This is a genomic window from Faecalibacterium butyricigenerans, from assembly GCF_020687345.1.
Classification (GTDB): domain Bacteria; phylum Bacillota; class Clostridia; order Oscillospirales; family Ruminococcaceae; genus Faecalibacterium; species Faecalibacterium butyricigenerans.
This window is the reverse complement of the sequence record NZ_JAJEQL010000001.1, coordinates 100,563-112,829: the sequence shown is the minus strand read 5'-3', so window position 1 is coordinate 112,829 and position 12,267 is coordinate 100,563. Positions and strand designations below refer to the sequence as shown.

13 protein-coding genes are annotated in these 12,267 nt (G+C 61.7%); 12 read left to right on the top strand and 1 reads right to left on the bottom strand.

Going from position 1 to position 12,267, the window contains the following annotated elements:
* The first annotated feature begins 171 nt into the window (after nt 1-171).
* The 12 genes from rdgB to LKD23_RS00500 all read left to right on the top strand — a co-directional run bounded on the left by rdgB (nt 172) and on the right by LKD23_RS00500 (nt 10,336).
* Complete coding sequence (gene rdgB / locus LKD23_RS00555) at nt 172-813, top strand: RdgB/HAM1 family non-canonical purine NTP pyrophosphatase (RefSeq protein WP_227619858.1); 642 nt, start codon at nt 172-174, stop codon at nt 811-813.
* 249 nt (nt 814-1,062) lie between these two features.
* Nucleotides 1,063-1,359: a YhbY family RNA-binding protein gene (locus LKD23_RS00550; RefSeq protein WP_227619857.1), complete on the top strand. Its 297-nt coding sequence runs from the start codon at nt 1,063-1,065 to the stop codon at nt 1,357-1,359.
* Nucleotides 1,359-2,036: a nicotinate (nicotinamide) nucleotide adenylyltransferase gene (gene nadD / locus LKD23_RS00545; RefSeq protein WP_227619856.1), complete on the top strand. Its 678-nt coding sequence runs from the start codon at nt 1,359-1,361 to the stop codon at nt 2,034-2,036. Before LKD23_RS00550 ends, nadD begins: the two co-directional genes overlap by 1 nt.
* Complete coding sequence (gene yqeK / locus LKD23_RS00540) at nt 1,990-2,565, top strand: bis(5'-nucleosyl)-tetraphosphatase (symmetrical) YqeK (RefSeq protein WP_227619855.1); 576 nt, start codon at nt 1,990-1,992, stop codon at nt 2,563-2,565. The genes nadD and yqeK overlap by 47 nt, the downstream gene beginning before the upstream one ends.
* Before the next feature lie 98 nt (nt 2,566-2,663).
* Complete coding sequence (locus tag LKD23_RS00535) at nt 2,664-4,076, top strand: LCP family protein (protein WP_227619854.1); 1,413 nt, start codon at nt 2,664-2,666, stop codon at nt 4,074-4,076.
* Between the two features lie 15 nt (nt 4,077-4,091).
* Complete coding sequence (gene rsfS / locus LKD23_RS00530; RefSeq protein ID WP_149793852.1) at nt 4,092-4,472, top strand: ribosome silencing factor; 381 nt, start codon at nt 4,092-4,094, stop codon at nt 4,470-4,472.
* Nucleotides 4,473-4,633: 161 nt separating this feature from the next.
* Nucleotides 4,634-7,183 (top strand): leucine--tRNA ligase, encoded by a 2,550-nt coding sequence (gene leuS, locus LKD23_RS00525; protein ID WP_227619853.1) that lies wholly within the window; start codon nt 4,634-4,636, stop codon nt 7,181-7,183.
* Nucleotides 7,184-7,305: 122 nt separating this feature from the next.
* Entirely contained in the window at nt 7,306-7,482 is a 177-nt protein-coding gene (rpsU, locus tag LKD23_RS00520) for a 30S ribosomal protein S21 (protein WP_005928271.1), read from the top strand.
* A gap of 127 nt (nt 7,483-7,609) precedes the next feature.
* A complete protein-coding gene (locus LKD23_RS00515) occupies nt 7,610-8,113 on the top strand; it encodes a YqeG family HAD IIIA-type phosphatase (RefSeq protein WP_227619852.1) in 504 nt (167 codons plus the stop codon).
* The gene (locus LKD23_RS00510; protein WP_227619851.1) at nt 8,110-8,979 is read left to right on the top strand and encodes a TIM barrel protein; all 870 of its coding nucleotides are present in this window, start codon (nt 8,110-8,112) and stop codon (nt 8,977-8,979) included. The genes LKD23_RS00515 and LKD23_RS00510 overlap by 4 nt, the downstream gene beginning before the upstream one ends.
* Nucleotides 8,980-9,109: 130 nt before the next feature.
* A complete protein-coding gene (efp, locus tag LKD23_RS00505) occupies nt 9,110-9,667 on the top strand; it encodes an elongation factor P (protein ID WP_015563681.1) in 558 nt (185 codons plus the stop codon).
* Between the two features lie 84 nt (nt 9,668-9,751).
* Entirely contained in the window at nt 9,752-10,336 is a 585-nt protein-coding gene (locus tag LKD23_RS00500; RefSeq protein WP_227619850.1) for a CD1247 N-terminal domain-containing protein, read from the top strand.
* Between the two features lie 101 nt (nt 10,337-10,437).
* On the opposite strand, the gene argS is transcribed toward LKD23_RS00500, so the two are convergent.
* Nucleotides 10,438-12,252, bottom strand: coding sequence for an arginine--tRNA ligase (gene argS / locus LKD23_RS00495; RefSeq protein WP_227619849.1), 1,815 nt, complete (start codon nt 12,250-12,252; stop codon nt 10,438-10,440).
* Nucleotides 12,253-12,267 lie beyond the last annotated feature (15 nt).

Sequence of the window (12,267 nt, the reverse complement as noted above, 5' to 3'; positions counted from 1 at the left end):
AGCAGGATGCGAGCGACAGTGAAGCAGACGCTGGGTGCCGCAACCCGGGTGCGAAGCACCACTGGCGTGCCGGGCAGGCCGACGCTGGACGAGCAAGGCTCAATGCCCCGGAGACAGTAGTGCCCTGCTGCCGAGGGCAGGGGGCAACAGACATAGAAAGGGAGCAACCCGATGAGAATTTGTGCAGCTACCGGCAACGCCGGAAAGCTCCGCGAGCTGCGGCGCATCCTCGAGGCACAGGGCCACGAGGTGGTCAGCCAGAAGGAGCTTGGCATCACCATCGAGCCGGACGAGACCGGCACCACCTTTGAGGAGAATGCCCTCATCAAGGCCGAGACCATCTGCAAGGCCAGCGGCCTGCCCACCATCGCCGACGACTCCGGCCTCTGCGTGGACGCGCTGGGCGGTGCGCCCGGCGTCTACAGCGCCCGCTACTGCGGCCATCACGGCGACGACGAGGCCAACAACGACAAGCTTCTCGAGGAGATGAAGGACGTCCCGGCGGAGCAGCGCGGCGCGAAGTTCGTGGCAGCGGTCTGCTTCATCCTGCCCACCGGCCAGCATCTCACCTGCCGGGGCGAGTGCCCGGGCAGGGTGGCCTTCGAGCGGCTGGCCGGGGACTACGGCTTCGGCTACGACCCGCTGTTCATCCCGGCCGAGTGCGGCGTGGGCAGGACCGGCAAGCGCCCCAACACAGAGGGCCGCAGCTACGCCCAGCTCACCCCCGACGAAAAGGACGCCATCAGCCACCGCGGCAATGCGCTGGCCCAGATGGAGAAGCAGCTGCCGGAGTTTTTGAAGAAAGCGGAGTGATGTTCTCTTTTGCCGCCAAAAGAGAACCAGAAAACCGCCAGCGATTTCGACGCGCTGGATCCACGAGAAAGGGGCTGCTCGCCCCTTTCAGACCCCAAAGGAGTAGTCGAAACGGAAAAAAGCTAGCCGCTTCGCTAAACGCTTTTTTCTCGTTTCTCCGATTTGAAGTCGCTGCGCGACGGATGTTCCTTTTTTGCAACCAATACTGAATATTAAAATAAAACGAATCACAAAGGAGAAACTACAATTATGCTGACGAGCAAACAGCGCGCGATCCTGCGCGGCAAGGCAAACACCATGGACCCCGTATTCATCGTGGGTAAGGGCGAGATCGACGAGACCATGATCCAGGGCGTCAAGGACTGCCTCGAGGCCCGCGAACTCATCAAGCTGAAGGTGCTGGAGAGCAGCATGTACAACGCCCGTGAGGCTTCCGTCAAGCTGGCGGAGGCCACCGGCGCCGACTGTGTGCAGGTCATCGGCTCCAAGTTCGTGCTCTACCTCCAGAAAAAGAAGGACAGCGCCTACGCCGACCTGCTGAAGTAATGCGGGTCCTGCTTTACGGCGGCTCCTTCGACCCCCCTCACTACGGCCATATGAACAACCTCCGCGCCGCCGCCGCCCGGGTAAGGCCCGACCGCGTGGTGGTCATGCCGGCGGGCGTCTCGCCCTTCAAGCAGGGTACGACCGCCTCCGGCCCGCTCCGGGTGGAAATGTGCGGGTGCTTTGCCGCGCTGGCCCGGGAGCTGGGCTTCGGCCTCGAAGTCAGCGGCTGGGAAGTGGAGCAGGCCGCGCTGGGCAGGAAAAATTACAGCGTACTCACGCTGGAAAAGCTGGCCCGGGAGAACCCCGGCGATGAGCTGTATCTGGCCATCGGCAGCGATATGCTGCTCAGCTTCGACGGGTGGTGCCGCTGGGAGGACATCCTGAAGCTGGCCCGTCTGGTGGTCACGAGCCGGAACGTCGGCGACGACCCGGCGCTCCACGCAAAGGCCCGCCAGCTGGACGAAAGCGGGAGCCGCATCCTGTTCGCGCCGGTGGAAGCTCTGCCCATGGCGTCCAGCGCCCTCCGCGCCCGGCTCGCGGCCGGAGAGGAATGCGAAAAAGAGCTTCCGGCCTCGGTGCGCCGGGTCATCCGGCGCGAGGGGCTTTACACCAAAGGAGAAGAAGTCACAAATGAACCAGAAACAGGCAAAAGAGCTTGTGCGCAGCCGGTTGAGTGACAAGCGCTACGAGCATACCCTGAATGTGAAAAAGATGGCCGTCAAGCTGGCCAAGCGCCACGGCGTGGATGAGAACAGGGCCGCGCTGGCTGCGCTGCTCCATGACGCTGCGAAAGAGATCTCCAAAGACGAGATGCGTGCGCTGATGCGCCAGTATCCCCAGTACGCCGAGGGCGGAGAGGCCCGGCCCACCCCGGTCTGGCACGGCATCTGTGCCGCCATCCTCGCCCGCACCCAGTGGGGCGTGGAGGACGAAGCCATCCTCTCCGCCATCGCCTGCCACACGGCGGGCAAGGCGGGGATGTCCAAGCTGGATAAGGTGGTCTATCTGGCCGACATGACCAGCAAGGAGCGGGACTGGCCCGGCGTGGGCAAGCTGCGGAAGCTGGAGCTGAAGGACCTCGACGCTGCTATGCTGGCGGCCCTCCGGCAGACCAACGATTTCGTCCTCTCGCAGGGCAAGCCGCTGGACCCCGAATCCGCTGCTGCCTACGAGGACATCCTGAACCATCAGAAAAAAGAATGCTGATTGCGAATCGTGGGGAAGAATGGTATACTAAAAAGAGCACAGGAGCTTTGGCCGACGGCCGGCCTGCTCCCTAAAACGCTTGGAAGGAATAAGATGGAATGAGTCAGAATCCGCGTCATATCAAGACAGACCGTTCACTCAACCGCCCGACGGAACAGCGGGCCGAAAAAGCCTCCGCGTCCCGGCCTGTGCAGCCTGCCCAGCCGGACTTCTTTGCAGAGGAAGGACCCGCAGAGCCGCTGCGCCGCGCAGGCGCAGGCGGCGGCGCAAAGCCGCCCCGTGCCCCGTCTCCCGCAGGCAGAAGCGAGCCGCCCCGCCGCCGCAAAAAGAAGAAAAAGACCCCGCTCTGGCTCCCGCTGGTCGTGACGCTGGCGGTGCTGGCCGTCATCTCAGGCGTGGTGGTGTATGCCGCCAGCATGGTGAACCGGGTGGAGGAGAATATCCGCCCGGAGGAGGATGCTCCCTCCATCATCGAGGAGATCCAGACCCTCGAGGAATACAAGGGCGATGTGGTGAACATCCTCGTCTGCGGCATCGACTACGAGGAGGGCCGCAACTACTCCAACGACCCCACCTCCAACGACGGCATGACGGACATGATCCTCTACTGCCAGTTCGACATCAAGGGCGGTGCGCTGCGGATGCTGCAGATCCCCCGCAACAGCCTCGTGACCGCCAAGAGCCGCAAGGTCGCCCTTTCGAACGGCAAGACCTACGCTGCCACCAACTATCAGATCAACTCCGTGGCCCTGTCCAACGGCGGCAGCATCGCAGCGCTGGCTGAGGTCATCTATGACCAGTACAAGCTGCCCATCGACTACTATGTGACGGTGGATATGCAGGCGCTGGTGGAGATGGTGGACAACTTCGGCGGCATCGAGGTCTATATCCCCCACGATATGTCCTTTGCAGGCAGCGCTCTCAAGAAGGGCTACCGCAATCTGGACGGCACATCGGCGGAGTTCTTCGTCCGCTGCCGCCACGGTCAGGGCTACTCCAACTCGGACATCGACCGCCTGAATATGCAGCGCTACTTCTACGCCGGCCTGTTCAAGCGGGTGCGCAGCATGGGCATCACTGACGTGCTCAACCAGCTGCCGCTGGTCTTCAACAACTATATCCACACGGATATGGATCTGACCACCATCGCCAAGATGCTGGTGTCCTTCACCCGCATCGACAGCGCCAACATCATGCTGGCGCAGACCCCTGTTTTCATGGGCGTGCCCAATGTGGGCGCGACCGAGAGCTTTGACGGCTACTCCTGTGTGGTGCCGGACGCCGGTTCCATCGCAGAGCTGCTCAACACCTATTTCCGCAATTATACCGGCCCGGTGAGTGCCGACGAGCTGAACCTCGTGACGGACAGCTGGCCCCACGGCACCGCCTCCACCAGCGCCAACGTCCAGTTCGTGGGCCAGCTGGATAAGGAGTCGGACGACGCCATCCTCAGCGGCGACACCGATGTGGCAGGCGCGACCACCACCGACGGTCAGCCGGTCGGACAATGATAAGGAGAAACATCTATGGATAAGAACATCGACAGCAAGACCCTTGCCATTGAGATCGCAAAGATCCTCGACAAGAAGAAGGCGCAGGACGTGCGGGTGCTCAAGGTGGACAGCCTGACTGTCCTCACCGACTACTTCGTCATCGCTTCCGGTACGTCCACCACACAGGTCGGCTCTCTGGCCGATGAGGTGGAGTACGAGCTTTCCCAGAGCGGCATCGAGCCGCACACCACCGAGGGCTTCGACTCCAAGAACTGGGTGCTGCTGGACTATTCCAGCGTCATCGTCCATGTCTTCGTGCCCAACACCCGCACCTACTACGACCTCGAGCACCTGTGGGCCGACGGCGAACCCATCGACATCTCGGAGTATCTGACCCCGGATAACAGTCTGTAAGGAGAACGGCCTTGCCCTCTCCGTCAGCGCTGCGCGCTGCCACCTCTCCCAAAGGGAGAGGCTTCTGGCTCCCCCTTTGGGGGAGCTGGACGCGAAGCGGCCTGAGAGGGCAAGCCGCCTGAATATTTTGTAGCAAAGAAAGTCTGGAGCTGATTACAAAAATGAAGTATGATTACAAGGCCGTGGAGGCCAAGTGGCAGAAGGTGTGGGAGGACGAAAAGACCTTCCACGTTGAGATCGACCATGCCAAGCCCAAGTTCTATGCACTGGTGGAGTTCCCGTACCCCTCGGGTGCGGGCCTGCACGTTGGCCATCCCCGCAGCTACACTGCGCTGGATGTCGTGAGCCGCAAGCGCCGCCAGAACGGCTATAACGTGCTCTACCCGATGGGCTGGGACGCTTTTGGTCTGCCCACCGAGAACTTCGCCATGAAGAACCACATCCACCCGGCCATCGTCACCAAGAACAATGTGGACCACTTCCGCCAGCAGCTGAAGGCTCTGGGCTTCTCCTTCGACTGGGACCGTGAGATCAACACCACTGACCCCGAGTACTACAAGTGGACCCAGTGGATCTTCCTGCAGCTGTACAAGAAGGGTCTGGCCTACAAGAAGGAAATGAACGTCAACTGGTGCACCGGCTGCAAGTGCGTACTGGCGAACGAAGAGGTCGTCAACGGCGTCTGCGAGCGCTGCGGCAGCGAGGTCGTCCACCGCGTCAAGAGCCAGTGGATGCTGAAGATCACCGCCTATGCCGACAAGCTCATCGACGGTCTGGATGGTCTGGATTACATCGAGCGCGTCGCCACCCAGCAGAAGAACTGGATCGGCCGCAGCCACGGCGCAGAGGTCAACTTCGGCACCACCGCAGGCGATACCCTCACCGTCTACACCACCCGCTGCGATACCCTGTTCGGTGCGACCTACATGGTCGTCTCTCCCGAGCACGCCATCGTCAAGGAGTGGCTGGAAAAGGGCATCCTCAAGAACGCCGACGCAGTCAAAGCCTATCAGGCCGAGGCGGCCCGCAAGAGCGACTTTGAGCGCAGCGAGCTGAACAAGGAGAAGACCGGCGTCCGTCTGGAAGGCGTCATGGGTATCAACCCCGTCAACGACAAGGAGATCCCCATCTTCATCTCCGACTACGTCCTGTCCACCTACGGTACCGGCGCCATCATGGCCGTGCCTGCCCACGACACCCGTGACTGGGAGTTCGCCAAGAAGTTCGGCCTGCCCATCATCGAGGTCGTCAAGGGCAACACCCCCTCCAACCTCGACGAGGCGGCCTTCACCGATGTGGCCACCGGTACGCTGGTCAACTCCGGCTTCCTCGATGGCCTGTCTGTCACCGACGCCAAGAAAAAGATGATCGAGTGGCTGGAAGCCAACGGCAAGGGGCAGGATAAGGTCAACTACAAGCTCCGCGACTGGGTCTTCAGCCGTCAGCGCTACTGGGGCGAGCCGATCCCGATGGTCAAGTGCGAGAAGTGCGGCTGGCAGCCCCTGCCCGAGAGCAGCCTGCCTCTGACCCTGCCCGACATCACCGACTTTGAGCCGGGCCCCGATGGCGAATCTCCGCTGGCCCGTCATACCGACTGGGTCAAGACCACCTGCCCCTGCTGCGGCGGCCCTGCCACCCGCGAGACCGACACCATGCCGCAGTGGGCCGGTTCCTCCTGGTATTTCCTGCGCTATATGGATCCTCACTGCAAGGACGCCATCGCTTCCAAGGAGGCGCTGGAATACTGGTCTCCGGTGGACTGGTACAACGGCGGCATGGAGCACACCACCCTGCATCTGCTCTACAGCCGCTTCTGGCATAAGTTCCTCTACGACATCGGCGTCGTGCCCACCGCAGAGCCTTATCAGAAGCGCACGGCCCACGGCATGATCCTCGGCCTGAACCCCCACAGCTTCGTCAACCTGCCCGCTGAGGAGCAGGAGAAGCTGCTGAAGGAGTACGGCAGCCAGAAGGCCGCCGAGAAGGCGCTGGAGGAGAAGTACGGCGAGATGGCCCGCCATCCTATCGTCAAGATGTCCAAGTCTCTGGGCAACGTCATCAACCCCGATGAGGTGGTGGATACCTACGGTGCCGACACCATGCGTCTGTATGAGATGTTCATGGGCGACTTCGAGCAGGCTGCACCGTGGCAGACCTCGGCCATCGCAGGCTGCAACCGCTTCCTCGACCGCATGTGGGCACTGTCCGACAAGCTGGTGGAGGGCGAGGGCTACCGTCCTCAGATCGAGACCCTGATGCACCAGACCATCAAGAAGGTGGGCGCGGACATCGAGGGCCTGAAGATGAACACCGCCATCGCCCAGCTGATGACGCTGGTGAACGCTCTGTACGACAACGGCGGCGCGACCAAGGCTGAGTTCGAGACCGTCGTCCAGCTGCTGAACCCCTTCGCTCCCCATATGACCGAGGAGCTGTGGGAGAAGCTGGGCCACAGCCACGACGAGCAGCTGGCCTACTATCCCTGGCCCAAGTACGAGGAGGCCAAGTGCGTCGAGTCCACCGTGGAGATCGCCGTGCAGGTCAACGGCAAGGTCAAGGCCCGTCTGAAGGTGGCCGCAGACATCACCTCTGAGGACGCCATCGCCGCCGCAAAGGCTGACCCGGCCGTCGCCGAGGCTCTGGCTGGCAAGACTGTGGTGAAGGAGATCTACGTCAAGGGCCGTCTGGTCAATCTGGCAGTCAAGGGCTAAAGTTTTTTCAAAAAAACTTTCTGAAAAAGGTTGACGAACGCATGAAAATGCGCTATACTGTCTACTGTTAGTTACCATGTAACAACGAAATTCCTGCCTCACGGTCCAAGGGAGGGAATAAGATGTCGGAAATTCGTGTTAAAGAGGGCGAGTCGCTGGAGAGCGCACTGCGTCGCTTCAAGCGTAGCACTGCCCGCAGCGGTGTGCTCGCAGAGGTCCGTAAGCGCGAGGCTTACGAGAAGCCGTCTGTTAAGCGCAAGAAGAAGTCCGAAGCAGCCCGCAAGCGTAAGTTCAAGTAATTAACTGCTTGGAATCGCATTGTTGCTTTAGATTTCAAACGCGTTGCTAACGCCGATGTAGAGGAGCCTGAACTTCAGGCTCCTCTATTTTCATTTACGGCAGAGAGCAGAGAAAGGGAAAGCCGTTATGCTGATCACGCCCGAATATGTGTTTAAGGATGTCACCCACATCACCCTGGAGTTTCTGGCAGAAAAGGGAATCCGCGCCCTTGTGCTGGACATCGACAACACCCTCACCGCCGACCGCAGTCAGGAGCTGCCCGACGAGGTGGCCGGGTGGCTGACCCGGATGCGGGAGGCCGGCATCGGCCTTACCATCGTCTCCAACGGCGCAGAGAAGCGGGTCCGCCCCTTCGCCCAGAAGCTGGGGCTGGCCTATCTCTATCGCTCGGCAAAGCCCCTGCCCTTCGCCCTGATGGCGGCCCGCCGCCGGATGGGCGTGAAGCGCCGGGAGATGGCGATGGTGGGCGACCAGCTCTACGCCGACCGGATGGCGGCGGCCCTCTACGGCATCCCGGGGCTGATGGTCATTCCCCGCGGCCCTGACCTCGGCGCACAGGTGGTGCTCAAGCGCAAGTGGGAAAAGCGCCACTGGCAGGAGTATTACGACCGGGGAGGGAAGACGCTGTGAGCGAGTGTGATTGGAAAATACGGTTCGGCACCGCCGGTACCAGCGACAGCTTCGAGGCCAAGGGCTACAAGACCAGCCTCGACATCCCCGCCTACACGGCAGAGATGGGGCTGGACGCTTTTGAGTACCAGTGCGGCCACGGCGTCCGCCTCGGGGTGGATAAGGCCCGGAGGATGGCCGCAGACGCCGCAGAGCGGGGCATTCTGTTCAGCGTCCACGCACCTTATTATATCAGTATGTCCAGCCTTGAGGAAGAAAAGCGGCTGAACAGCGTCCGCTACCTCCTCCAGAGCGCCGAGGTCTGCCGGGCGCTGGGCGGCAGGCGGATCATCTTCCACTCGGGCAGCTGCGGCAGACAGAGCCGGGAAGCTGCCCTCGAAAAGGCGCTGGACACCATGCGCCGGGCTGTGGAAGCGCTGGATGAAGCGGGCTACGGCGATATGACCCTCTGCCCCGAGACCATGGGGAAGATCGGCCAGCTGGGCACGCTGGACGAGGTGCTGGCCCTCTGCGGGGTGGATGAGCGCATCACGCCCTGCATCGACTTCGGCCACCTGAACGCCCGGACGCTGGGCGGCATCCAGTCCAAGGCGGACTACGCCGTCCTCCTCGACCATCTGGGTGAGGCACTGGGAGATGAGCGTGCCCAGCGCTTCCACGTCCACTTCTCCCGCATCGAGTTCTCCGCCGGGGGCGAGAAACGCCACTGGACCTTTGCGCAGACTCAGTTCGGCCCTGAGCCGCAGCCCCTGATGGAGCTGCTGGCCGAGCGCAGGCTCGCACCGGTCATCATCTGCGAGAGCGCCGGCACGCAGGCCGAGGATGCGCAGGCGATGAAGAGGATGTATCAAGAGGCGAAGGGATGACCTCTTTGCACTTTTTGCTATTTTCAGCGTCTTTTTTGCCGAAACCCCTTGCCAAACGGCGCGGGATTGGGTAAAATAAATAGAGATATGCGTAATGCATCTGAGACATTAAACTAATGGAGGAATTCCTATGATTTCTGCAGGCGAGTTTCGCAATGGCGTGACCTTTGAGCAGGACGGCCAGGTTCTTCAGGTCGTCGAGTTCCAGCACGTCAAGCCCGGCAAGGGCGCTGCCTTTGTCCGCACCAAGACCAAGAACGTCATCACCGGCTCTGTGGTCGAGACCAGCTACAACCCGACCGCTAAGTTCCCGCAGGCTTTCATCGAGCGCAAGGACGTGACCTACAGCTATGAGGATGGTGACCTGTACCACTTCATGGACAACGAGACTTACGATGACATCCCCGTCAACGCAAGCGATGTGCCCGATAACTTCAAGTTCTGCAAGGAGAACGAGCTGTGCAAGCTGCTGAGCTACAAGGGCAAGGTCTTCAGCGTTGAGATCCCCAACTTCATCGAGCTGGAAGTCACCCAGACCGAGCCGGGCGTCAAGGGCAACACTGCCACCAACACCCTGAAGCCCGCTACCGTCGAGACCGGTGCTGAGATCCGCGTCCCCCTGTTCATCAACGAGGGCGACCACATCCGCATCGATACCCGCACGGGCGAGTATATGGAGCGCGTCTGATACGTTATCGATAAGACCGGGCAGCGGGCAACCGTTTGCCCGGTTTTTTCATAAAATGCTGTTTTGCGATAGGAGGTATTCCCTATGAAGGAAAAAGCTGCATACCTGAAGGGCCTGATCGATGGCCTTGGCATTGATGAGAGCACCAAAGAGGGCAAGGTCATCAAGGCTATGAGCGAGCTGCTGAGCGAGATGGCCGAGACTGTGGACAGCATCGACGAGGATGTCACCCATGCCTACGACCAGATCAACGACCTGAGCGAAGAGCTGGAAGACCTTGAAGCAGACCTGTACGAAGAGGACGACGCCGAGGACGAGGAAGAGGAGGACGACTCTGACGACGAGACCGAGGCCGACGACAACGCGGATGTGGCAGGTGAGCCTTACTACGAGGTGGCCTGCCCGGCCTGTGGCAAGACCGTCTATGTGAGCGAGGATGACCTCGACGTGGGCGAAGCCATCTGCCCCAGCTGCAAGGTGGCCTTTGAGGTCGCACTGGAAGACCCCGAGGACGACGAAGCAGCCGAGCAGGACGGTCCGGTGCAGTACGAAGTGACCTGCCCCGCCTGCGGCGCGACCTCCGTTGTGGACGAGGAAGCCCTGCTGGATGGCGAGCCTGTCTGCCCCAACTGCGGCAAGCCGCTGGACTTTGAGGTGACGGAGGAGTAAGCCCCGCCGCCGTTTCGGAAAACACAAGCCAAAAAGCGCCCCCGGAACTTGTTCAAGCTCCGGGGGCGCTTTGCTTATCTTATAAGGTACGGAGAGGCGGCTTACATCTTCTCAGGGACATTGATCTTGAACATGGTCAGTGCGTTGAAGATGACATTCTTGACGCCGATGCAGAGGGCCAGACGGGCCTGCTGGACGGCGGGGTCTGCGCCCTGAATGCGGCAGCTGCCGTAGAAGCGGTGGAAGGCGCTGGCGAGGTCGATGACGAAGCGGTTGATGCGGCTGGGGTCGTACTTCTCGGCGGCCATGACGATCTCCTGCGGGTAGGCGGCCAGCATCCGGATGAGGTCCATCTCAGACGGCTCGGTCAACAGGGTGGCGTCGATCTGCTCCGCGCCTGCGAAGGCCACGCCTTCGCTCTCCATCTTCTTAAGGATGGAGCAGATGCGGGCGTGTGCGTACTGGACGTAGTAGACCGGGTTGTCGTTGTCGGTCTTGACGGCCTGATCGAGGTCGAAGTCGATGCCGCTGCCGGCGTCGTGCATATTGAACAGGAAGCGGGCGCTGTCGATGGGCACCTCTTCCAGCAGGTCGGTCAGGGTGATGGCGTTGCCGGTGCGCTTGGACATACGGACGGGCTGGCCGTCCCGCATTAGGTTGACCATCTGCATCAGGACGACGTCGAGATCCTCGCCGTGGAGGCCGATGGCGTCCATAGCGCCCTTCATGCGGGCGACATGGCCGTGGTGGTCTGCACCCCAGACGTCGATGGCCTTAGCAAAGCCGCGGGTGGCCAGCTTGTTGTAGTGGTAGGCGATGTCGGCGGCAAAGTAGGTGGGGATGCCGTTGGCGCGGACGAGGACCTCGTCCTTGGCCTCCTCCTCGGTGCCGTCGTCGGTCTTCTTCTTGTTGACGGTGCCGTACTTGGCGGCGTACTGGGCGCTGCGGTACATCACAGCGCCGTCCTCGGCCTTATAGCAGGCCCCCAGCTCCAGCAGCTTGTTCACCACGGCCAGCACAGCGCCGGACTCGTGGAGGGTGCTCTCGTGGAACCAGACGTCGTAGTCGATGCGGTACTTGCCGAGGTCGCGCTTGAGGGCAGCGATGTTCTTGGGCAGGGCGTAGGCCACGAGGGCGTCCTTGAGGGCGGCGAAGGCCTCGCTTTCAAAGAGGGTCTCCTCGTCCATCCCCTTGCAGGCAGCAACGTACTTGTCACCGTTCTGCTCGGCAAACTCGCCGGCCAGAACCTTGATGTCGCCGCCCTGATAGCACTCGGCGGGCAGGGGATAGGCCTCCTCGCCGCAGTACTGCTGGAGATAGCGGACGGCGAGGCTCTTGCCGAACTTCTGGATCTGGTTGCCCGCGTCATTGATATAGAACTCGCGGGTCACGTCGTAGCCCGACCAGTCGAGGACAGCGGCCAGACAGTCGCCCAGAGCGCCGCCGCGGGCGTTGCCCATGTGCATGGGGCCGGTGGGGTTGGCAGAGACGAACTCCACATTGTACTTTGCGCCCTTGCCGTGGTCGGTGCGGCCATACTCCTTGTTTGCGCAGGCACCCAGCACGACGCCGGCCCAGAAGGAGGGGGCAAGGAAGAGGTTGATGAAGCCGGGGCCGGCCACCTCGACCTTGGCGAAGACGCCGCCGGTCAGGTCGGGCAGGTGGGCGATGAGGGCGTCGGCGATCATCTTGGGGGCCTTGCGCCAGGTGCGTGCACCGGCCATGGCGATGTTGGAAGCGATGTCGCCGTTCTTGACGTCGGCAGGGATCTCCACGATGAAGGTGGGCAGCTCAGCCTCGGGCAGAGCACCGTCGGCCATTGCGGCCTTGGCGGCGGCAGTCAGCAGGGCACGGGCCTCGTCCAGCGCGGTCTGCCGGGGGTTGTAGTTCTGGTAGGTCTTTTCAAAGTCGGTCATTGGTATGATTCCTTT

Excerpts from the sequence above, each read along its gene's own strand:
- LKD23_RS00550 (WP_227619857.1), top strand. The coding sequence starts at position 1,063 with ATGCTGACGAGCAAACAGCGCGCGATCCTGCGCGGCAAGGCAAACACC.
- LKD23_RS00500 (WP_227619850.1), top strand. The coding sequence starts at position 9,752 with ATGAAGGAAAAAGCTGCATACCTGAAGGGCCTGATCGATGGCCTTGGC.
- nadD (WP_227619856.1), top strand. The coding sequence starts at position 1,359 with ATGCGGGTCCTGCTTTACGGCGGCTCCTTCGACCCCCCTCACTACGGC.
- efp (WP_015563681.1), top strand. The coding sequence starts at position 9,110 with ATGATTTCTGCAGGCGAGTTTCGCAATGGCGTGACCTTTGAGCAGGAC.
- leuS (WP_227619853.1), top strand. The coding sequence starts at position 4,634 with ATGAAGTATGATTACAAGGCCGTGGAGGCCAAGTGGCAGAAGGTGTGG.
- argS (WP_227619849.1), bottom strand. The coding sequence starts at position 12,252 with ATGACCGACTTTGAAAAGACCTACCAGAACTACAACCCCCGGCAGACC.
- yqeK (WP_227619855.1), top strand. The coding sequence starts at position 1,990 with ATGAACCAGAAACAGGCAAAAGAGCTTGTGCGCAGCCGGTTGAGTGAC.
- rdgB (WP_227619858.1), top strand. The coding sequence starts at position 172 with ATGAGAATTTGTGCAGCTACCGGCAACGCCGGAAAGCTCCGCGAGCTG.
- LKD23_RS00535 (WP_227619854.1), top strand. The coding sequence starts at position 2,664 with ATGAGTCAGAATCCGCGTCATATCAAGACAGACCGTTCACTCAACCGC.
- LKD23_RS00515 (WP_227619852.1), top strand. The coding sequence starts at position 7,610 with ATGCTGATCACGCCCGAATATGTGTTTAAGGATGTCACCCACATCACC.
- rsfS (WP_149793852.1), top strand. The coding sequence starts at position 4,092 with ATGGATAAGAACATCGACAGCAAGACCCTTGCCATTGAGATCGCAAAG.
- rpsU (WP_005928271.1), top strand. The coding sequence starts at position 7,306 with ATGTCGGAAATTCGTGTTAAAGAGGGCGAGTCGCTGGAGAGCGCACTG.